We start from the raw sequence: 22,691 nt of genomic DNA on the forward strand, positions 1-22,691 counted from the left end.
CACTTAAATAAATAAACAAGCTGACTTTTAATGGACCAATGCCCGGTAATGATCGTAGATTTTATAAAATTATTCATGTATTGCAAACTGCTGTCCTGCATTCACTATCCAGACCGTAAAATACCTGTCCGCCGGCTGGTTTTAGGACTGGTATTCATGGCAGGTACTTTTTCTCTATCTGCCCAGCAATTTGGAGGGAATCCGCCCACCTTGAGGTGGCGGCAGCTTAAAACGGACAGTGTCAATATTGTATACCCTACAGGTGCAGACAGTACTGCTTTTAGGGTGGCGGCGCTCATACAAAGATTACAACGGACGAGCACCTATCGGTTAGGAGACCGACTGGAAAATATCCCTGTTGTATTACAAACCGAAACCTCCAACAGCAATGGATATGTCGGACTGGGGCCCTATAGAAGTGAATTTTATTTGTCAGCCCCTAGAGATGTAATGGATCTGGGTAGCATTGATTGGGCCTCCACACTTGCGCTGCATGAATACAGGCATGTATTGCAATATAATAATATCAATAGAGGTGTTACGCGGGTGGTGGATATGCTGCTCGGTGACAATGCCAGGTCGCTGTTAAGCGATATGGCAGTGCCCAACTGGTTTTTTGAAGGCGATGCTGTTTATAGTGAAACCCTGCATAGTACCGAGGGCCGGGGAAGGCTGCCGCGTTTTATGAATGTTTATCCCATGCTTAAAAGGGATGGCCGACATTATAATTACCAGAAATGGCGTAACGGTTCTTATAAGGATTACATCCCCGGCCATTATAACCTGGGATATATCCTGGTGGCTTATGGGTATAAGAATTATGGAGAAGATTTTTGGGGAAAAGTCATCCTGGATGCTGCCCGTTATAAAGGCTTGTTTTATCCTTTTCAAAAAGCGATCAAAACCAATAGCGGTGTTTCTTTTAAATCATTCAGGCAAGCTGCCTTCCAGGCTTACTTAAATGATTTTGACAGTTTAAACTGGATAATCCCACGGCCATTGCACGAAATAGAAGATACGACGGAAGCTATCATTGGTCTAACGGCCCCATCTGCAAAGGAAGTGGTCGATTATTTATATCCTTATCCCAGCAACCTGACAGATGGAGCGCTTGCTAAGACTAATAATAATCTGGAGCCGGGATTGGGTCAGGGCGTTATTGCCCTAAAACAACCCAGTAAATCTGTAAGCCGGTTTGTGTACCTGAATGAAAAGAACGGTTCACCTATGGAATATGATCTGGGACTGGCGCCCATATCAAGAGACGGCTATTTTGGTTATAATGCAGATTATATTGTTTATACGCGCTATCAGACGGATCCCAGATGGGCCTATAAAGAATATAGCGATCTGGAGGTGCTCAATATAAAAACAGGAAGAAGAAAAAGGATCACTCGTAAGGGACGGTATTTTACCCCAGATGTTACTGAGGTAATAAAGGCTGGTAATCGTCAAAAGCGAAACCCAAGCGAAAGCGAAAGCGCGTTTTTGATCGCGGCCAGTGAAAGAAACCCGGACGGCCGCTCGGCCATTGCCATTTTAAATCAAAATGGCAATGTGCTGCAAAAATGGGTTGCACCAAAGGGAGTGTTATACGATTATCCTAAATTTTTCCGATCAGACAATAAGGCTTTTTATAATGCGGACACAAGCCTTGCCCTGGTTTTTATTATGCGTAAATCCAATGGTCAGATGGGGCTGGGCTATGTTCAGACGGGGAAGGATCGCAGCTCGTCTACACCAGTAAAAATACTACTACCCTATAGCAACCGGTTAATTGCAAGTCCAGTTGTTACCAAAGGGAAACTTTATTTTTCAAGTATATATCCAGGTAAATCTGACCCCTATACCGAAATTTTCCAGATGGATTTAACAAGTGTTGCATCGAAAAAGACAAATAAGCGCGCCCCAGTCAGGATAGCCAGGGCCATCCGGGATATTCATCAGGCCTATGGTTTGCCGAATGGGCATTTGGTGGCTAGTTTGCAAACAGCTGGCGGTTATGGACTATTTAACTGGCAGGACCACGACCCAAAAAAGCAGAGGGCAGCTGGGTCGACCATAAAGTCAGACACCTGGGACAACCATAATTTTAATGGTTACCTACCGGTGGGTGGGTGGAGCGCTAAGGCTGTTGACAGAACTTCCAAGCGGCCCGAGCCAGTGAATGCTAAGGACAAAATAAATGAACGGGTATTTGCAGGGGACAGTTCCCCATTTTTGGATACGACTGATTTGTCAGCAGCGAACATAGCTTACCAGATAACTGAGCAACAGCAAGCGCACTACGCAGCTGCTGATAGAAAATATCCCCTGCTTAGTCATCCTTTCCACTTTCACAGTCTGCAACCAACAGTGGAAGATCCGGTGTATAGTCTGGATTTATTGGGCCAAAATATCTTAAACACGGTAAAAACAGACTTATCTTATAGTTATAACCGGGTAACTGAGATCAGCCAGGCAGCGGCAGATCTTACTTTAGGGCTTTGGTACTTAGAACCTTATATACATGTGGATTATAGCTGGAACCATCTGGCAGCAGACAGCAAAGGCAATCAATATGCCTATAAGGAACTCACCAGTCAGCTAGGACTTCAGTTGCCTTTAAGTTTTACCGGTGGCAGGTGGTCGCGTAGTCTTTATCTTTCTACAGCCCTTAGTCAAAGTAACCTTTACTGGGCGGAGCCTACACCAAAACCAGAAGCGGCCTTAACTGAGATCCGTTATTTATACAGCAGGGCTCAATTTTCCATTTATGCCCGGCAGGCCACCCGGCAGCTTTATCCCAGATTAGGCCTTAATAGTTATACAGAAATGAATACACCTCTCGATGGCCAGGGAGCCAGACAGTGGATGAATAGTACGACTATTTATTTGCCTGGTCTATTACAAACCCATAGTCTTCGCTTAAATCTCGCTTATCAAAATAGAGACACGGCAGGTACTTATGGTTATAACAGCCGTTTCCCTTTTTCCAGAGGTTATAGCAGGCCTGCCTTTAAAACGATGTGGAAGTTTGGTTGGGATTATGATCTGCCTTTATGGTATCCTGATTTTGGTTTTGCGGGCATGGCCTATTTTTTCAGGGTTCGTGGCAACCTGTATTTTGACCAGAGTTATGGATTCGATAACGTGGATAAAAGGGCGAGCTACGGCTCTGTAGGAGGAACTGTTTATGCAGATATGAATATTGGCAATCAATATCCTATTACCATAGGACTCCGCTATAACCATATACTGAACCAGAATTTCCCAATAAAAAATAACTGGGAAGTGATCCTGCCCATCAAAATATTCTAGTGAAGCTTTAAGTGGCTATTTTGAATTTTTATTGAGCAGATATAGCCTGCTTTTCAAAGGCCAGCGTCTGTTAATAATGGCCGCCAGTAATTGTATAACGGCGCTTAGGATCTTACAAAAAAATGAGCGCCCTTGAATAAAAGGAGCGCTCCATTTGAATCTTACTTGTTTATTGAAATTAATTTAGATGCATTTAGATCAATCAATAGGCTTTTACGTTATAAACGTATTGTTGTAAGGACAAAAGCTGGTTTTCTCTGGTAATCCCTTTTAAATTATGGCTACTACGCAGTGCAGAAGCACGGATCGCACTGGTATCCTTGTCGTTCCAGTCTTCCAGAGATTGGACAATTTCTTTGGATTTAATAGCAAAGGTAACCCCTTGTGCATTGGCTTCTCTGGTACTGAGAATACCGATAATATCGCCATATTTATTAAATACAGGTCCTCCTGAATTCCCGGGATTGGCCAGTAAAGAAATCTGTACAGTAGAGGTATCACCATCAAATCCGGATAAAGCACTCAGATAACCTTTATTATAGGTGATATCATTACGCGGGTAACCCAGGGTAAAGACATCAGCTCCTAAGCTCACACTGGTACTTTTTAGGTCATAAGGGAGGGTTTTAACCGGTTCGTAGTCGCTGTCAGTTATTTTTAAAACAGCCAGGTCTTTCATGTGATCTACATAGACGATAGATGTTTTAAATTCTTGTCCTTGTGCGTTGGCAACCACCGCACTGCTTCCTTTTAGTACGTGGGCGTTGGTCAGTAAGTAGCCTTTGCCATCAATCATAAAGGCAGAGCCACCACTTTTAACAACAGCTCCTTCGGGTAATTTGGTTGCTTCCTTAATTTGACTATATTGATAATCCTGATTCTTTTTAAGCTGTTCAATATCGCGGCTTAATAATTCGACTGTCTGGCGGCTGGCGGTGCCAAAAGTTGAAATGACTCCACTGATTATCAGCGCTGTAAGTCCTGCGATGCAGGCCGCAATAGCAGTTGTTTTTTATAGCGATGCCAAAGCTGCACGAGTTTCCCTTTGGAAATCTTTTTCTGATCTTCTGCAATGGCGCCTTTTTCCAGTAAATAGTCATGTGTGCTGCTTAGGCTGTTCATCAGCTTTTTACGCTCAGCGAACTGCGCCATCTTATCCATGAAAATCTTGTGCGTGACGACCATTTGATCCAGCTCTGGGTTTTCCAGGCGCTTTTGTTCAAAATAAGCCTTCTCTTCGGGCAGCATTTCATCATTGAAATAACGCTCCAGACTTTCTATCAATAATTGTTCGCTCATGATCTCTTTATTTTGAATATTGTGCGAAAAACAGCTTTTTAAGCCGCATTAAACATTTATATTTTTGAGTTTTGGCATTGTCCGTATTGGTATAGCCAAAAATCTCCACTAAATCCGACATAGACTTTTTCTGTAAATAAAAAGCCTCCAACAAACTTTTGCAAGGTTCCCCCAATTTTGCAAAGGCAGATTCCATCACCTCAAACTCGGCGTTCTTCCTTTCTGCCATCTCCAGATCTTCCTCCACCGCGATCACTGGTTCCAATAAACTAAGATCTGTATTGCTTACGAATAACCCATGATGCTTTAATTTCTTGAGCCATAATCTTTTAGCAATTGCATACAGATAAGTCTTCAATTGACAGGTCAGTTTGAAATCGCTTTTTTTGGCTTTTTCGTATAAAATCACCATTGCTTCCTGAAATACATCACGTGCATCGTCATAGGAACCGTTATTATTCAGCACCAATGCCTGAATAAGGCTAAAATTGGCTGCATAAATGGATTGGACTGATTTTGTATCGTTTTCAACCAATCCACGTAATAATTGTTGTTCTTTCTGATCTGAATTCACCAGGTCTACTTTTAATGCTAAAATGTGCCTAAAAGTAACCCAAATTCGAGCCGAAAAATAATTTTTTAGAAAAAATAAAATTACTGGGTTACCTTTTTCAGATTGGGGTATTAATAACTGAAAATTCAAAACAAAAATTAAATTAAAAACAAGATGAAAAAGTTATTATTTGTTGCTGTATTAGGTTTAGGTTTATCTTTTGCTGCTTGCGGTGGTGCAAACTCTGATGCTTCTGCTAGCGCTGATTCTTTAGCAAATGCTACTACAGAATCTATCGATTCTACAGCTAACGCTGCAGTTGATTCTGTAAACGCTACTGCTGATTCTGCAAAAGCTGACGTTAATGCTGCTGCTGATTCAGTAAAAGCTGCTGCTGACGCTGCTACTAAATAATTTTAGTAGACCAGATCTATCACAGAAATAAAAGTGAAAAGGAGTTAATTCGTTAACGATCAATTATTTGCGCTTTAACTCCTTTTACCTTTAACAAGATGGTGCGTTCAGTTGTAAAACCAAACAGATAGTCGTGAAGACTATTTAACACCATCTACACGAATTTGACTTATTATAGACTTATTAAATAGGTGTACTTCGTGGATTTTCGGTCATTTAAAGCTGAAAATTGCAGGGTACATGAAAGATTTTTCATATGGCAAGCAATCGTTAGAGGCCGTCCTTATTCTTAGGGAGGGCTTTTTTTATGGGCAATTTCAATGGGGAGCGTCTTAATGAAAAATGAAAGGAAAACTTTATAATTATTTGATTGTTAGTTGTATATTTGATTTTATATGAAGTCTATCTTTTAAAAGGACGATCACTGAGATCTTTAAAAAGAACCTAAAAGGCTCCAGAAGTATGATGATTGAATTATTTGAGCTTTGTAATTAGGATGGACTATTCACCCAAATGTATTTAACTGCATGTTTAAAAATCCATTTTCCTTTAAAGGACGTATTCGTAGAACTGAATATGGCCTTATGCTGTTGATTCAGTTTGTCTATTATATGGTAATCACGACAATTATCTTCGGGAATTACAGCGATCAGGTTGTCCCCGTCTTATCAGATTTACTCATCTATTTGCTGGCACTCGCCCCCGTGGGACTGCTAACACTTGCTGAAGGAACCAAACGCTGTCATGATGTTGGACTCAGCGGCTGGTTCCAGTTGATTCCCGGTTTTTTTATCTATATGCTGATAAAAAGTGGGGAAAAAGGAAAGAATCAATATGGCATGGATCCCCAGGACGGACAAAGTCTTAATGGCGGTTAAAGGCTATTGGAGGTATAATTGTCTGTTGCAGCTATCTTTTCTTTGTTCAAATAATCCACGATTTTAAATTTCGAAGCGATCCCGCAGGCTATTTTCTTTTAAAATTGCTTCCCATTTGTCACGAACCGTCTACAAATGTCGGTATTTTAGGAGGATAATATGGGGTTGGAAGGATGTGGCGCAATGGTCGATGTCAGCCTGAAAATCAGGTCAATTTGTTAAATCCAAAAAAAAATTTGTGGATATAAATTATGTATGTACCTTTGACCCCGATAATAAATAAAAAAAAGTATATAAAAAATACTTAATAAGTATCAAGAGACATAAAGAACACCCATGGCACAGTCCTTCACCTTTTATTTTGGCTTTTTTAGTTTCTTTTATTTTAGAAAGAAATAGGGCTGGTGTTGTACTACGTGAATCATCTTAAACATAAATAACCCATCCCGATCATTTAGGTGTCGGGATTTTTGTTTTAAAACAACATAATTAAACAGAATTATTATAATCAACTATGGAATCTCGTAAAAGTAATACTGCCCCCAAAAAAATAGCGATACAAGGCTATGAGGGATGCTTTCATCAGGAAGCAGCTCAATATTATTATGGCAAACAAGTTGAAGTCATCGCATGCGACACTTTCCGTGATGTAGTAAAAGTCACCTCTGATAAAAAATTAAGTGATGGCGGCATTATGGCCATTGAAAATACCATTGCCGGCAGTATTCTACCCAATTACAATTTATTGCAAAAAAGCAAGTTGAAAATTGTTGGTGAAGTATATCTTTTGATCCGCCAAAACCTGATGGTCTCCATCGGTGTTCGCCTGGAGGATATTAAGGAAGTTCATTCTCATCCCATGGCCATTCAACAGTGCTTTAAATTTTTGGATGATTATAACTGGAAGTTGGTAGAAACAGAAGATACCGCGCTCAGCGCCCGCAAACTCAGTAAAAGCAAGAGCCCGCATGTAGCTGTCATTGCCAGTAAACTGGCAGCGGAGATTTATGATCTGGAGCTGATCGCGCCCAATATACATACCCTCAAAAACAATTATACCCGTTTTTTGATCCTAAGCAGAGAGGAAGACGCCATAGATATTCCGGATGCCAATAAGGCCTCCATTTATTTTCATACGGATAACTCCAAAGGAAGCCTGGCTAAAGTCCTGAATAAAATCAACGAAGTGGATATTAACCTGAGTAAACTGCAGAGTTTCCCTATTCCTGGCAGCGATTGGAAGTACAGCTTTCATGCGGATATGGAGTTTGACAGCAGAGACAAATTTGAGCTGGCGCTGGATTTGATTCGCCCGCTCACAGAAGAGCTGCGCATTAATGGGATTTACAGAAAAGGTAAGACAATATAAGCGACATTTTATTTTATGAGTCAGGTACAAGTAGCAGACAGATTACAAGGGATTCAGGAATACTATTTCTCTAAGAAATTAAGAGAGATAGAAAGCCTGAATAGGGAAGGCAAAAATATTATCAATCTAGGCATTGGCAGCCCTGATCTGCCGCCGGATCCGGCAGTCATTGCCACCTTATACGAGGAGGCTTTAAAGCCAGGTCAGCATGGCTATCAATCCTATAAAGGCGCGGCAGCCTTTAGACAGGCAATTGCCGACTGGTACAAAAAATGGTATGGAGTAGACGTCGCGCCCGAAAAGCAAATCCTTCCCCTGATGGGATCCAAAGAGGGGATCATGCATATCTGCATGACTTATTTGAATCCAGGCGATCAGGTACTTGTTCCCAATCCTGGATATCCGACCTATGCTAGTAATGTGGCCCTGACAGGTGCTGAGGCGGTTACTTACGCCTTAACAGAAGAAAACGGGTGGGAACCTGATTTTGAAAAACTGGAAAAGCTGGATTTTGCTAAAATCAAGCTCATGTTCGTTAATTATCCCGGCATGCCTACGGGCAGGGCGGCCAGCCGGGAGCTTTTTGAAAAATTAATAGGTTTTGCAAAAAGACACGAGATCCTGCTGGTACATGATAATCCCTATAGCTTTATCTTAAATGATCATCCTATTAGTTTATTGAGTGTACCAGGTGCATTGGAGGTGGCTATTGAGCTAAATTCCCTGAGCAAATCACACAATATGGCTGGTTGGCGTCTGGGGATGCTGCTGGCAAGTGAACAGCGGATTCTGGAAATTTTGCGCTTTAAAAGCAATATGGACAGCGGTATGTTTTTACCCTTGCAATTGGCAGCAGCTAAAGCACTGACACTGGATAAGGATTTTCATGATGGAATCAATAAAATATATAGCGAAAGAAGAAAGAAAGTAGAAGCGCTATTAACGCTGTTGGATTGTCGTTTTGATAAAAGCCAGGTCGGCCTTTTTATGTGGGCTAAGATTTCTGCAAAATATAAGGACGGCTATCAGTTGGCAGATGAGGTGCTATATGGTGCTGATGTATTTATAACACCCGGTGGCATATTTGGCTCTGAAGGAGATAAGTATATCCGGATCAGCCTTTGTGGCGACATTAGTCGCTTTGAAACGGCTATCGCAAGAGTAGAGAAAATGCAGCAAGCGCAAAATTAAGGGCCAGCAATTAAAAGGGCCAGACAAACAATGGAACAAAAACAACATTTAACAACAACGATTATCGGGCTGGGACTTATTGGAGGCACGATGGCCTGGGCTTTAAGAGACCAGGGATTGACCAGCTATATAATAGGTGTAGATAATAATGAAGCGCACAGCAAAAGAGCGCTGGAACTGGGCATCATCGATGAACTGTTACCGCTTGACAGGGCGGTAAAAGCAGCAGATCTCGTAATCCTGGCAGTTCCTGTCACGACGGCGGCGACGCTGTTGCCCCAGATACTGGATATGACGGACAGGCAGGTAATTACCGATGTCGGATCTACAAAAGAGGCTTGGTGCTCGCAGCAGCGGGTCATCCCAAAAGAGGCCGCTATGTGCCTGCGCACCCGATGTGGGGGACTGAATTCAGTGGACCGGAAGCAGCCCGCAGAAACGTGCTGGAAGGAGTGGTTAATATCATCTGTGACCAAAAGGACAGTGATAAAGATGCATTAGCGCTCATAGAGCATTTATTGCGGAGCCTGGGTATGCGCCTTGTATATATGGACAGTTTAAGTCATGATACTCATCTGGCTTATGTCTCCCATATTGCACATATATCGAGCTTTGCACTGGCTAACACGGTTCTTGAAAAAGAAAAGGAAGAAGAAACTATTTTTAATCTGGCCAGCTCCGGATTTGAGAGTACAGTCAGGCTTGCCAAGAGCAATAGCGAGACCTGGGTGCCGGTTTTTAAACAAAATAAAGAGAATGTGCTGGATGTTTTAAATGAATATATCAGCCAGCTCAGAAAATTCAAGTCTTCTTTAGAAAAAGAAAACTGGACTTATTTAAATGAACTGATTGAGTCCTCTAACAAAATTAAAAAAGTGTTGGATAAAAAGCAGCAAGATAAAAATCAGCCTGCGGGACTCATCAATAAAGCGTAAACAAGTCGTGTCCTCAGTGAAGGGGCCACGCAATATAAACACATATAATGATTACATTTGAACAACTGGGCCTGGATGATCGCTTGGTAAAGGCTACCAGCGAATTAGGTTACATCCACCCAACGCCAATTCAAGAACAGGCAATTCCTGTACTACTTGGCGCAACACAAGACCTGATCGGTCTGGCACAGACTGGAACAGGAAAAACAGCAGCATTTGCATTACCGCTGCTCAGTATTATTAAGGAGGATAAGAAATATCCTCAGGCCCTGATCGTTTGTCCGACAAGAGAACTCTGTTTACAGATTGTCAAAGAAATCGTCGGATTTAAAAAATTCATGAAAGAGATTAATGTGGTTGCTGTATATGGAGGTGCCTCCATCAGCCTGCAGATCCGTGATATCAAAAGAGGGGTGCAGATCATAGTCGCCACACCTGGCAGATTGATCGATTTGATCGAACGCAAGGCCGTGAATCTGGAAAAAATCCAGTATGTCGTACTCGATGAAGCAGATGAAATGCTCAATATGGGCTTTCAAGATGACATTGAATTCATTTTGAAAAATACGCCGATCAGAGAAAGCACCTGGTTGTTTAGTGCGACCATGCCCGCAGCAATCCGCAAAGTATCTAAAAAATACATGGATAATCCTGTGGAAATCACTGTCGGCAAGGCCAATACGGTCAATACCAGCATTGACCATCAATATTACGTAACGGCAGCACAACACCGTTATGAGACCTTAAAAAGATTGATTGATTTTAATCCCGGAATTTACGGTATCATCTTTACCCGCACCAAGGCTGATGCCCAGAATATTGCCGAAAAACTCACGCGTGAAGGTTATGATATCGATGCATTGCACGGTGATCTGACCCAACCGCAGCGTGACAGGGTGATGAAACAATTTCGTGACCGCAGCCTGCAGTTACTAATCGCAACAGACGTGGCCGCCCGTGGGATTGATGTAAAGGAAATTACCCATGTCATCAACTATGAATTGCCCGATGATGTAGAAGTATATACCCATAGAAGTGGTCGTACAGGCCGGGCAGGGTCTACTGGTATTTGTATCAGTATTATCCATTCCAGAGAAAGCTACCGCTTAAAACAGATTCAGAAAATCGTTCAGGCACCTTTCAATAAAATGGAAATTCCTTCCGGAAAGGATGTATGTCGCAAACAGTTCTTTTCTTTTATGGACCGCCTGTTGAGCGCAGATGTCTCACACGGGGATTATGAATCATATGTCCCGATGCTGGAAGAGAGATTTGCGGACATTTCCAAAGAAGAAGTGCTCAAAAGAGTGGCTGCACTGGAATTTGACCGCTTTTTGCAGTACTATGAAAATGCAGGAGATCTCAATGTCAGACCCGGTGAAAACAGAGCAGACAGAAGAGACCGCCAGACAGGAAGGGACCGCAGAGACCGGGGTGGAGATAATGATCGCCGTGGTCAAAGAAAAGATCGAGATAACCGGGATTTTCAGGGGGACACGACCAGATTATTTATCAATATCGGCACCAAAGATGGTTTTTATAAAGCCAGTTTCCTGCAGTTTATCCTGGATATGAGTGATCTTAGAAAGGATGTATTGGGTCGTATTGATATGAAGGAGATGAATTCCTGGGTAGAAATCGATAAAAATGCAGCCACACAGATGGTCAGATCTCTGGACGGCAAAAAGTTTAAAGGACGCAAAATTCGTATGAATGATGCAGAAACAGGAGGTCGTCGTTAATTAAAAAGCAAACAAATTTAAAACTTTGAATAGTTACATAAATCATCATTAATCATTTGTAAATTCATTAATAATGGAAACAGCAAACATTGCAGCGCAAAAAGAAAAGGTTTTGCAGGTGTTGAAAAAGCGCCCATTGATTATCTCAGGACCTTGCAGTGCCGAGACAGAACAACAGGTGATGGCCACCGCCCTTGGCCTGAAAGCCACCGGAAAAGTAGATGTACTGCGTGCCGGTATCTGGAAACCCAGAACCCGTCCGGGTAGTTTTGAGGGGATTGGTACGAAGGGGCTCCCTTGGTTACAGGCTGCAAAAGATGCTACTGGACTGCTGACAGCTGTAGAAGTCGCCACACCTAAACAGGCAGAGGATGCTTTGCATTTTGGAGTGGATATTCTTTGGTTAGGCGCCAGAACCACTGTAAACCCATTCAGTGTTCAGGATCTGGCCGATGCACTGCGTGGTGTTGATGTGCCGGTACTGATCAAAAATCCAATCAATCCGGATCTGGAACTTTGGACTGGAGCCGTGGAACGTATTGACCGTGCAGGTATTAAAGATATCGGGTTAATCCACCGTGGTTTTGCTTCTTATGGTAACAGTGAATACCGTAATGCGCCAATGTGGCATCTGGCCATTGAAATGAAACGCCGTTATCCTGAACTTTTATTCATCAATGACCCTTCTCATATCTGTGGCCGCAGAGACAATCTGGTGGCGGTTGCTCAGGAAGCCATTGATCTGGATTACGATGGTCTGATTATTGAATCTCATATTGATCCGGATAAAGCCTGGAGCGATGCTAAACAACAAGTCACCCCTGAAAGACTGGGTGCCATGTTAGATGAGATTGTATGGCGCAAAGAAACCGTTCATGCAATGGATCATGAAACACTTGAAAAATATCGCCAGCAGATCAATCATTTGGATGATGAGATGATTCAGCTGATCGCTCAGCGCATGAAAGTCGCCGATCAGATAGGACAGTACAAAAAAGAAAATGGAATCACCATCCTGCAGACCAACCGTTGGAATGAAATTCTGGAAAAAGCGGTTATCAAAGGTGAGAAAAAAGGATTAAGCAAGGATTTTATCACCAAATATTTTGATGCGATTCATATGGAAAGTATCGCACACCAAAATAAAGTGATGAACGATTAAGGACAGATAAATAGCATCTGTAATGGCTGTACTATTTTCAAAGAAGCTACCCTAAGCACCTCTGCTTAAGGGTGGCTCTTCTTTGGTACCCTTTAAAGAAAAAGCCCTTGAAAAAGAAAATAAAATATAGCTCAGGCGAAACAATTTTTCATTTTGACAGTAGCCTGGAAAGTTTGGATAAATTGGTGGATAAAAACGCCACCTTTATTATTACCGATGACAACGTCTATCACCATTATCAGAAGAAATTAAAAGGCTGGAATGTACTGCTGATCAAAGCAGGGGAAGCCTATAAAAATATAGATGCCGTACAGCAGCTGATCGGTCAGCTGATTGAGGCAGGTGCCGATAGAAAATCCACGATCATTGGTATGGGAGGAGGCGTGACGACTGATATCGCGGGATTTGTGGCCTCCATTTATTTAAGAGGCGTCGACTTTGGCTTTATTCCAACCTCTGTATTAGCCATGGTGGATGCATCGGTTGGTGGCAAAAATGGTGTAGATGTCGGTATCTTTAAAAATATGGCCGGTATTATCCGCCAACCCAAATTCTTGCTCTATGATTATAGTCTGCTGAAGACACTGCCGCATGATCAGTGGATAGGAGGGTTCGCAGAGATTATCAAACATGCCTGCATCAAAGATGCAGCCATGTTTAAATTACTGGAAGCGCACTCACTGAAGGCATTTAAAAAAAGCCCTGAACTGTTAAGCAAACTCATCCAGCGCAATGTCTTGATTAAGGCGAAAGTCGTACAGGAAGATGAAACGGAAAAGGGCGATCGAAAACTACTTAATTTTGGGCATACTTTGGGGCATGCCATTGAAAACACCTATCAGTTACCACACGGATCTGCAGTTTCCATCGGTATGGTGGTCGCTGCTTATTTGTCAAAAGCGGTACTGGATTTTAAGGAGTCAGAAAGAATCATTCAACTGGTAAAGGCTTACGGGTTGCCAGCCTATTATGATTATGATCCAAAGGATGCACTGATTAAAATGCGCTCCGATAAAAAACGCGTTAAAGATCAGATTCATTTTGTGCTGCTGGAAAAAATAGGCAAAGCCATCCATAAACCGCTGTCTATGGACCAGATCGCTCCTGTTGTAGAAGCGATGGGTGGGAAAGCAATTTCAAATAAATAATTTTAAGACGACAATGACTTTTGAAAAGATAGAGATACCCTACCTGGTTCGGATCCATCCGGGGCCTGTTAAAGGGGAAATTACAGCACCGGCCTCCAAGAGCTCTATGCAGCGAGCCGCTGCTGCAGCCCTTGTCAGTGGGGGCTCCTCACGCATCTTAAATCCTGGTATCTCCAATGATGATCAGGCTTCCATTGGTGTAATTGAAGCTTTGGGGGCTACTGTTACAAAGGAAGAAACTTCGGGGGCTTTGTTGGTGACAGCAAACAGTCTGCAAATGGAAGCCTCCCAAGATAAGGAGATCACCGTTCATTTTGGAGAGAGTGGATTGGGTATTAGAATGTTTACTTCCATCGCTGCACTAAGATCCGGGGTGACACATATTCAAGGCGAGGGCAGCCTGCTCACCCGCCCAATGGATTTTTTTGATCAGACCTTGCCAAAATTGAATGTTCAAATTAAAAGTCATGAGGGAAGGCTTCCCCTGGATATTCAAGGGCCACTCTTGCCTAAAGATATTACGATAGACGGTTCATTGAGTTCGCAGTTCCTTACAGGGCTACTACTGGCCTACGCAGCTGCGGATGCGACGGATGTGACGATTTTTGTGACCAATTTAAAAAGCAGGCCTTATGTTGATCTGACCTTAAAGGTTATGGCTGATTTTGGCTTAAAAGTGCCTGAAAATAATCATTACGAAAGTTTTTATTTTGGTAATTCTCCTAAGGGGAAAGCAAGTACTACTACTAACACTAATACCACCACCACTACTACCTATCAGGTAGAGGGTGATTGGAGCGGTGGCGCATTTTTACTGGTTGCAGGAGCTATCAAGGGACCCATTACGATTCGTGGCCTGGACCCACAAAGTACCCAGGCCGATAAAGCGGTTCTTAAAGCACTGGCCGATACGGGCTGTCAGTTGTCTGTCACCAGTGATTTGATTGAAATCGGACCTGCCGCGGGTGACATGCGCCTTAAAGCTTTTCATTTTGACGCTACAGATTGTCCTGATCTATTTCCGCCACTGGTCGCGCTGGCTTGTTACTGCCAGGGAAAGACAGTCATAGAAGGGGTTAGTCGACTGGCACACAAAGAAAGCAACCGAGCGCTTACTTTGCAGCAGGAATTTGCCAAACTTGGCGTAAAAATCGACCTGCAGGATGATTTGATGATCATTGAAGGAGGAAAGCCACTGAAAGGTGACGTTACAACGCATTCCAGACATGATCACCGTATTGCCATGGCAGCTGCCGTAGCAGCACTGGGGGCAACTGGTCCTGTAGCCATAGAGGAGGCCGCTGCTGTGAAAAAGTCTTATCCTAATTTTTACCGGCATCTTGAAAACTTAGGCGTAACTTTAAGTGATTAATATACAGTACAAACATAGAACCATTTAAAAATACCACAATATGACACAACCCCAGCAATCCGAAAAAAGATCAAAGCCATTTTTACAGATATTGGCGGTGTGTTGTTAAACAACGGCTGGGACAGAAACAAACGTGCGCTGGCGGTATCCACCTTTGGTCTGGATGCCGAAGAACTCAATGAAAGGCATCACCTGACTTTTGATACCTATGAGTCCGGTAAAATTACCTTAGATCAATACCTGGACCGGACGGTGTTTTACACCACAAGGGACTTTACCAAAGCGGATTTTAAGGAATTTATGTATGCCCAGAGTGCCGCGATTCCAGAAATGATTGAACTCATTAAAGACCTGAAAGAAAAATACCAGTTGCATATAGTGGTGGTCAGCAATGAAGGCCGGGAACTCAATGACCACCGGATCCGTCACTTTGGGCTGAATCAGTTTGTGGATGCATTTATCTCCAGTAGTTTTGTGCATATTCGTAAACCGGATGAAGATATATTCAAATTGGCGCTGGATATCGCACAGATGCACCCCGATGAAGTGGTGTATTTGGATGACAGACCTATGTTTGTCCAGGTGGCTGGATTACTGGGCATAAAAGGGATTATTCATACAGATCTGGATAGTACTAAAGCAAAGTTACTGGCATTGCTGGAAAAGTAAATTCAATTTTTATTAACAAGATTCAATTAAGATTCTTTTATATACGACCATTATATTTATATTATGAACGGATTTGGCAGATTATTCAGGCTCAATATTTTTGGAGAATCTCATGGAGCAAGTGTGGGGATTAATATCGATGGGGTACCGGCTGGATTGCCGCTGACCGTGGATGATTTTATACCAGATATGGAAAGGCGCAAAGGCGGCAAGCAAAAAGGAGCGACGCCCAGGAAGGAAGATGATTTGCCCATTTTTAAAAGTGGCATTTTTAATGATTTTGCCACAGGAGCGCCGATCACCATCTTATTTGAAAATAACAATACCCGCTCTGAGGACTATCAAAAACACCGTTCACATCCAAGACCAGGTCATGCTGATTTTGTTGCTCATGAGAAGTTTGGGGATTTGAAGATTTTAGGGGCGGCGGCAGTTTTAGTGCTCGCCTGACAGCAGGTATTGTGGCCGCTGGTGTCATTGCAAAAAAAATACTTGCTCCCAGTGGTATTAAGATTGAGGCAAAAGTCACTGAGATCGGTGGCAATAAAGATATCGAAGCCGGACTACAAAAAGCCATCGAAAAAAGGACAGTGTCGGTGCTATCATTGAATGCCGGGCCACCGGACTACCCATTGGGCTGGGAGAGCCTTTTTTTGATAGCGTAGAATCCGAACTAGCTCATGCGGCTATGGCCATACCGGCCGTTAGGGGCGTAGAATTCGGTACTGGTTTTGCGGCAGCAGCCATGTATGGACTGGAGCACAATGATGCGATCATCGATATGGATGGTACGACCAGAACCAACCATGCAGGTGGGGTAGTGGGCGGTATCACCAATGGCAATGAGCTGGTTTACAGAATTGTCGTAAAACCTACGTCTTCCACGCCACAAGTGCAAAACACGCTTAACTGGGAAAGTGGCGAAGTCTCTGAATTTTCTGTCAAAGGAAGACATGATCTCTGTGTAGGCCTACGAGCTCCCGTTATCCTGGAAGCAATGACAGCCATTGTTTTATTGGATCTGATGATGCTGGCCGGTAAAGTGGACCGGATCTGGAAATAAGAAAACGAACGTTAAATCGTTTCTTTATTTTGCATTCGAGCGAAAAAGTTTATTTTTATTGCTGTGTAATCTAAACCTTCAATTAAATAAGCCGAATAAGGGATGCAAAATCTTACTAAAAATTTGTTATTGGGTACAGCGTCGCTACTTGTGGGCTGTGCCTTTTTTGCTAGCTGTGGGTCTTCAGATCAGCATGAGACAGATATTCTGGCCGCACATGTGGATACCACCGTCCGTCCGCAGGATGATTTTTTGATTTTGCCAATGGAGGCTGGATTAAGCGTCATCCGATCCCACCGGCTTATAAAAGTTGGGGTATTGGCAATGAAGTCCAGGACGATTTATATAAACGACTCAAAAAAATCAATGAAGATGCCGTAAAAACTGCTGACAGTGATGGGAAAAACAGCCCAAACGGTGCCATTAGTGAGAAAATTGCGGCTTTTTATAACAGTGGTATGGATTCAGGGGCACTGGCTACGCAAAGTATAGCCGTGCTGACACCGGAGCTCGCCATGATTGACTCTATTCGTACACCTGCAGATCTGGTTGCTGTAAGCGGCAGATTGGCCGCAGAGGGTGTGGGTGCATTACTGGGAGGGTACATTGGTCAGGATGACAAAAACAGTAGTAAAATGCTGATGCAGTTTTTCCAGGGAGGCCTGGGGTTGCCTGGCAGGGATTATTATTTAAAAAATGATCCCAGAACCTCCGCTATCCGAGTGGCCTATATCACGCATATCGGTCAGATGTTGGCCCTTACAGGTATGGATAGACAGCAGGCCACTGCTGCAGGCCAAAAAGTATATGCGATTGAAAAACAACTGGCTACCGCCAGTCTCCCCCTGGAGGATCTAAGAGATCCTTATAAGAATTACCATAAGTTTTCGGTCAGTGATCTAGGCCACCAATACCATACGTTTAATTTTGAAAATTACCTTAAAAGCGCAGCAATACCTGCAGATACGGTCATTATTGGGCAGCCACTGTTTTTTAAAGAATTAGACGCCTTATTAGCCAGTGTGCCAATAACAGATTGGCAGCTTTATATGAAATGGCACCTGATTCACCGGCTGGGCAAATATGTGAATGTTCGTCTGGAAGAGGAAGATTTTAATTTTTATGGCAAAACAATGAACGGCCTCAAAGGTCAAAAGCCCAGATGGCGCCGTGTGCTGGAAACGGAGGAAAGTTGTATGGGTGAGGCGCTGGGACAATTATTTGTCAAAGCTTATTTTCCTGAAAAAGCCAAACAGCGTTATACAAAGTTGGTAGAAGATATTCGTGGGGCCCTAAAAGACCGAATTGAGCGGCTGGACTGGATGAGCGATACGACCAAAAGGAAAGCTTTATATAAGCTTTCCAAAATAACGGCCAAAGTAGGTTATCCGGATAAATGGAAGGACTTTTCAGCCATGCGGATTAGCAAGCAACCTTATGTGAAAAATATTGTGGCAGCCTTTAAATGGTGGCATGCTTATGAAGTCGCTAAATTGGGAAAACCGGTAGATCGCACTGAGTGGAGCATGACCCCCCAGACCTATAACGCCTATTATAATCCGGCTAATAATGAAATTGTATTGCCGGCAGGTATCTTCACCGTGCCTGGCAAAAAAGATGATCAGCTAGATGATGCCACCATATATGGTTATGCCGGTGCCTCTACCATCGGTCATGAAATCACCCATGGTTTTGATGACCAGGGCAGACTCTATGATGCAGCGGGCAATCTAAGTGATTGGTGGACGCAAGAGGATGCGGCTGGCTTTAAGCAAAGAGCCGAAGTAATGGTCAGGCAGTTTAATCATTATATGCCAGTTGACAGCCTGCATATCAACGGACAGGCAACACTAGGGGAGAATATAGCAGATTTAGGAGGGATTTTACTGGGTTGGGAGGCTTTTAAAAAGACCAAGGCGTATCAGTCGGGCAAAAAAATCGGTGGCTATACGCCTGCTCAACGGTTTTTTATGGGCTATGCCCTGGGTTGGCTTTACTCGATCCGTCCGGAAACGCTGGCAGAGCGTTTATTGACCGATGTGCATGCACCCGCTAAATACCGGGTTAATGGTCCTTTCTCGGATGTGGATGCTTTTTATCAGGCTTTTGATGTGAAACCTGGTGATAAAATGTATATCGCTCCAGAAAACCGGGTTCGGATATGGTAATATTTTTGCCATTCCAGGGCAAATCCGGTATTTTGCAGCGGTATTCCATTTGAATTAATAAAAAACTGATTATCAAGTGTATTCTTTTACTGAATTAACGAATCTATTTTGTCAGAAGTTTAGTCATCCGCAGTTTCCAAGCCAACCTGCCGGTTTATATGAACCTGCCAGTTATTTTCTGGGAATCGGGGGTAAAAGGATCCGCCCGGTGGCCTGTTTAATGGGCAATGAACTGTTTGGGGAAATACACGAGGACTCCTGGCGGATTGCGACCGCTATTGAACTTTTTCATAATTTTACCCTGATGCATGATGATATTATGGATAAAGCCAGCCTAAGGCGAGGCCAGCCAACCGTGCATATGCGCAATGGGGAGAATACGGCCATCCTTAGCGGGGATGTCATGCTGGTCCAGGCCTATAGCCAGCTGGAAGGGATTTGCGGAGATTATATGCACTGGATACTCAAACTTTTTAACCAGACTGCCAGAGAAGTTTGTGAAGGGCAACAATATGATATGGATTATGAATCTGTTGATATGGTCAGCCTGGAAGATTATATCCAGATGATTAAACTTAAAACCGCAGTACTGCTGGCGGCCAGCCTGAAAATGGGGGCCATCGTAGGCGGTGCAACCCGGCATAATTGTGACAGGCTCTATGGCTTCGGTAAGAACCTGGGGATTGCCTTCCAGTTGCAAGATGACTTTTTGGATTGTTTTGGGGATCCAGAGAAATTTGGCAAGCAGGTCGGGGGTGATATCCTAAGAAATAAAAAGACCTGTCTTTTGATCAGTGCCCGCCAAATGGCTACTGGCTCGGATAAAGAAAAGCTCGAAGAGCTGCTGGCATTTCAGCCGGCAACTCAAAGCGAAGAGCAGGATAAGATAACTGGTGTATTGGATATATACCGCAAATCGGGTGTAGAAGCTTCTTGTCTGGAACTGATCCAGTTTTATGCGACCAAAGCCATGGAGCACCTGGAGCAAATTGTGGTGGTCAGCTCTCGTAAACAGCCACTACAGGATCTGGCTAATTATCTGCTCCACAGAGAATATTAGAATTTTTATAATAGAAGCATATTAGTGTTTTGCCTGTAGGGATAAACTAAAACCTGAATTCAAAACCCAAACGGGTATATACACGCACAAGTACAGGTAGATTTAGGTATATAATTATAGAATAGAGGAAGTGAGGAAGTGAGATAAAGACCGCTTGACAAGCAAAGTTCAGCCAGAATTGGCTGGTTGAAAAATAGGGCGATAGCAATTGAAAGGTAAAAGTTAGCAGATAAATCCAGGATAATTAAAGCGTAGTATTGCCTTACTAGCAGGGGATATTTGGAAAAACCAGGATAATGCTTTCATACGCATAATGATCTTACCACATAATACGACAGTACAATGAGTAACCCACTATTTAGGAAAAAGTCGATTGACACCATACAAAAAGAATATGACAAGGGCCAAGAAGATGGTCAGCCCATGAACTTAAAAAAAGTATTAACCGTCAGGGATCTCACTTTTATGGGGGTGGCAGCGGTGATCGGTGCCGGCATATTTTCTACCATAGGCAAGGCTGCTTTTGAGGGCGGCCCGGGGGTTATCTTTTTATTTTTGATTACAGCTGTCACCTGTGGATTTACGGCGCTTTGTTATGCAGAGTTCGCCTCCAGGGTACCGGTGTCCGGATCGGCCTATACTTATTCATATGTAACTTTTGGGGAACTCATTGCCTGGGTCATTGGCTGGGCACTTATATTAGAATATGCCATTGGTAATATTGTGGTGGCCATCTCCTGGAGCGCTTATTTTAATAACCTTTTGATTGGCATGCATATTCACCTGCCTGACTGGTTGACCATTGGTTATCAGACGGCAAAGATTAAATATGACAGTGCACTGGCAGCAGGCATGCCTGTCAATGATCTGATTTATACAAACGCACCTAGCCTGGGACCACTAAAGTTTATTATTAATCTGCCAGCATTTTTAATAGTCGTGCTGATTACACTGCTGGCCTATATCGGAATCTCTGAGAGTAAGAAAAGTGCCAATTTTATGGTTGGGTTAAAACTTGTACTGCTGGCCTTTATCGTGGTCTTTGGCTTTTACCTGATTGCCGCTGACGGATCAACAGATAATTGGTCTCCTTTTCTGCCCAATGGGATGGATGGTGTATTAAGAGGCGTGTCTTCCGTTTTTTTCGCTTATATCGGTTTTGATGCCATCTCTACGACCGCTGAGGAATGTAAGAATCCCAAAAGAGACATGCCTAAGGGGATGCTCTATTCGCTACTCATTTGTACGGTGATCTATATACTGGTGGCACTAGTGATTACCGGCCTGGTCAATTATAAAGAATTTGAAGGGGTTGCAGATCCATTGGCCTATGTTTTCAATAAGATTAATATGCCTAAGGTTGGACTGATTATCGCTGTGAGTGCAGTGGCCGCTTCTACAAGTGTACTGCTGGTATTTCAGATTGGTCAACCCAGAATCTGGATGAGCATGAGTAGAGATGGATTGCTGCCCAAGCGTTTTGGCAAGGTCAGTAAACGGTACAAGACGCCTGCTTTTGCCACCCTGATTACCGGACTATTGGTAGGTATTCCCACGCTTTTTATTGATGACCTTCTGATGACAGATCTAACCAGTATTGGGACTTTATTTGCCTTTGTTTTGGTATGCAGTGGGGTATTGGTATTGCCTAAAATAAAAAAAGCCAAAGATCAATTTACATTACCCTATATCAATGCGCGGTTTATTGCGCCCGTGCTCGTGGCTGTCTTTATTTATTTTTTCAGAGCCAGGCTGCTGAGTGCTATGGAGCATCTGCGTACAGAATCTTATGAGGAGATTTTATTTATTCTTTTTATCCTCGTGGCTATTATTGCAGCAGTGCTTAGTTTTATAAAACGTTATTCTTTGATTCCGGTACTGGGCACGCTTTGTTGTCTTTACCTGATGATTACCATACCTGCTAAAAGCTGGCTGGTTTTCTTTGGCTGGATGGCAGTAGGTCTTTTGCTGTATTTTGCTTATGGTTATAAACATAGTCGGCTGATCCAAAAATCACCGGCTGAGGCAAAGTAAATCTGCGGTATTGAAGCGATAAATGAAAGGCTTTTCCTTTAGTTACGTTATCTGATTGCTTTATCCTGTCCCACAAACAGGTAGAGTAAAGGCCCGAGCATGGGCAGGACAATAATAAGTATGATCCATACTTTTTTGAGATTGCCATTATAAGTACGTGGCATAATATCGCGTAAACAATAGATTAAAAAAGCCAGTGGGATAATCCCGAAAAATAAAACGAGTGGCAGGATTGAATGAGGGTTCTCACTGGTTGCGGCCGTATTTGACAGGGCGCTTACACGACCAAGAATTTGCATTAAAATCATATAAGGGAAAAGGTTTAAGCTTTTTT

Annotated in this window: 21 protein-coding genes and 1 pseudogene; 18 read left to right on the forward strand and 4 right to left on the reverse strand. The window is 43.0% G+C overall.

All coding sequences use genetic code 11. The annotated features are described in order from the left end of the window. Positions 1-75: 75 nt before the first annotated feature. On the forward strand, positions 76-3,300 hold the full coding sequence (locus FSB73_RS15315) for a hypothetical protein (RefSeq protein WP_146784060.1): 3,225 nt from the start codon (positions 76-78) through the stop codon (positions 3,298-3,300). 202 nt (positions 3,301-3,502) lie between these two features. Here the strand turns inward: FSB73_RS15315 and FSB73_RS15320 are convergent, their stop codons facing one another. The 3 genes from FSB73_RS15320 to FSB73_RS15330 all read right to left on the reverse strand — a co-directional run bounded on the left by FSB73_RS15320 (position 3,503) and on the right by FSB73_RS15330 (position 5,173). After that, positions 3,503-4,096: a S1C family serine protease gene (locus FSB73_RS15320; RefSeq protein ID WP_146784062.1), complete on the reverse strand. Its 594-nt coding sequence runs from the start codon at positions 4,094-4,096 to the stop codon at positions 3,503-3,505. Between the two features lie 170 nt (positions 4,097-4,266). Beyond that, the gene (locus tag FSB73_RS15325; protein ID WP_146784065.1) at positions 4,267-4,599 is read right to left on the reverse strand and encodes a hypothetical protein; all 333 of its coding nucleotides are present in this window, start codon (positions 4,597-4,599) and stop codon (positions 4,267-4,269) included. A gap of 7 nt (positions 4,600-4,606) precedes the next feature. Beyond that, on the reverse strand, positions 4,607-5,173 hold the full coding sequence (locus FSB73_RS15330; RefSeq protein ID WP_146784068.1) for an RNA polymerase sigma factor: 567 nt from the start codon (positions 5,171-5,173) through the stop codon (positions 4,607-4,609). Between the two features lie 153 nt (positions 5,174-5,326). On the opposite strand from FSB73_RS15330, the gene FSB73_RS15335 reads away from it, so the two are divergent. The 17 genes and pseudogenes from FSB73_RS15335 (at position 5,327) to FSB73_RS15405 (ending at position 22,357) form a co-directional block, all read left to right on the forward strand. Further along, complete coding sequence (locus FSB73_RS15335) at positions 5,327-5,566, forward strand: hypothetical protein (protein WP_146784072.1); 240 nt, start codon at positions 5,327-5,329, stop codon at positions 5,564-5,566. Between the two features lie 527 nt (positions 5,567-6,093). Continuing rightward, positions 6,094-6,444, forward strand: coding sequence for a DUF805 domain-containing protein (locus FSB73_RS15340; protein ID WP_146784077.1), 351 nt, complete (start codon positions 6,094-6,096; stop codon positions 6,442-6,444). A 514-nt stretch (positions 6,445-6,958) separates the two neighbouring features. After that, complete coding sequence (locus FSB73_RS15345; RefSeq protein ID WP_146784080.1) at positions 6,959-7,813, forward strand: prephenate dehydratase; 855 nt, start codon at positions 6,959-6,961, stop codon at positions 7,811-7,813. Between the two features lie 15 nt (positions 7,814-7,828). Further along, entirely contained in the window at positions 7,829-9,004 is a 1,176-nt protein-coding gene (locus FSB73_RS15350) for a pyridoxal phosphate-dependent aminotransferase (protein ID WP_146784082.1), read from the forward strand. 30 nt (positions 9,005-9,034) lie between these two features. After that, a complete protein-coding gene (locus FSB73_RS26795; RefSeq protein ID WP_262712344.1) occupies positions 9,035-9,505 on the forward strand; it encodes a prephenate dehydrogenase/arogenate dehydrogenase family protein in 471 nt (156 codons plus the stop codon). Further along, on the forward strand, positions 9,400-9,939 hold the full coding sequence (locus tag FSB73_RS26800; protein WP_262712651.1) for a prephenate dehydrogenase/arogenate dehydrogenase family protein: 540 nt from the start codon (positions 9,400-9,402) through the stop codon (positions 9,937-9,939). Before FSB73_RS26795 ends, FSB73_RS26800 begins: the two co-directional genes overlap by 106 nt. Before the next feature lie 47 nt (positions 9,940-9,986). Beyond that, entirely contained in the window at positions 9,987-11,681 is a 1,695-nt protein-coding gene (locus tag FSB73_RS15360; protein ID WP_146784085.1) for a DEAD/DEAH box helicase, read from the forward strand. 73 nt (positions 11,682-11,754) lie between these two features. Then, positions 11,755-12,843 carry a chorismate mutase gene (locus FSB73_RS15365; protein ID WP_146784088.1) on the forward strand — a complete coding sequence of 363 codons (1,089 nt, stop codon included), beginning with the start codon at positions 11,755-11,757 and terminating at the stop codon, positions 12,841-12,843. A gap of 107 nt (positions 12,844-12,950) precedes the next feature. Then, a complete protein-coding gene (gene aroB, locus FSB73_RS15370; protein ID WP_146784091.1) occupies positions 12,951-13,991 on the forward strand; it encodes a 3-dehydroquinate synthase in 1,041 nt (346 codons plus the stop codon). 13 nt (positions 13,992-14,004) lie between these two features. Beyond that, complete coding sequence (gene aroA / locus FSB73_RS15375) at positions 14,005-15,363, forward strand: 3-phosphoshikimate 1-carboxyvinyltransferase (RefSeq protein WP_146784094.1); 1,359 nt, start codon at positions 14,005-14,007, stop codon at positions 15,361-15,363. Between the two features lie 78 nt (positions 15,364-15,441). Next, positions 15,442-16,032, forward strand: coding sequence for an HAD hydrolase-like protein (locus FSB73_RS15380; protein WP_394344854.1), 591 nt, complete (start codon positions 15,442-15,444; stop codon positions 16,030-16,032). A gap of 63 nt (positions 16,033-16,095) precedes the next feature. Next, entirely contained in the window at positions 16,096-16,482 is a 387-nt protein-coding gene (locus tag FSB73_RS26805; protein WP_262712345.1) for a chorismate synthase, read from the forward strand. A gap of 11 nt (positions 16,483-16,493) precedes the next feature. Continuing rightward, positions 16,494-17,095: pseudogene (locus tag FSB73_RS26815) on the forward strand (chorismate synthase). A 102-nt stretch (positions 17,096-17,197) separates the two neighbouring features. Then, positions 17,198-17,476, forward strand: a complete 279-nt coding sequence (locus FSB73_RS15390; RefSeq protein WP_146784100.1) for a hypothetical protein — start codon at positions 17,198-17,200, stop codon at positions 17,474-17,476. Beyond that, positions 17,386-19,263, forward strand: coding sequence for a M13 family metallopeptidase (locus tag FSB73_RS15395; protein ID WP_262712653.1), 1,878 nt, complete (start codon positions 17,386-17,388; stop codon positions 19,261-19,263). Before FSB73_RS15390 ends, FSB73_RS15395 begins: the two co-directional genes overlap by 91 nt. Positions 19,264-19,339: 76 nt before the next feature. Next, entirely contained in the window at positions 19,340-20,323 is a 984-nt protein-coding gene (locus tag FSB73_RS15400; RefSeq protein WP_146784106.1) for a polyprenyl synthetase family protein, read from the forward strand. 342 nt (positions 20,324-20,665) lie between these two features. Next, a complete protein-coding gene (locus FSB73_RS15405; protein WP_146784109.1) occupies positions 20,666-22,357 on the forward strand; it encodes an APC family permease in 1,692 nt (563 codons plus the stop codon). 47 nt (positions 22,358-22,404) lie between these two features. On the opposite strand, the gene FSB73_RS15410 is transcribed toward FSB73_RS15405, so the two are convergent. Beyond that, positions 22,405-22,665, reverse strand: a complete 261-nt coding sequence (locus FSB73_RS15410) for a PLDc N-terminal domain-containing protein (protein ID WP_146784112.1) — start codon at positions 22,663-22,665, stop codon at positions 22,405-22,407. Positions 22,666-22,691 lie beyond the last annotated feature (26 nt).

Origin of the sequence: Arachidicoccus ginsenosidivorans (assembly GCF_007971385.1) — a bacterium.
Classification (GTDB): domain Bacteria; phylum Bacteroidota; class Bacteroidia; order Chitinophagales; family Chitinophagaceae; genus Arachidicoccus; species Arachidicoccus ginsenosidivorans.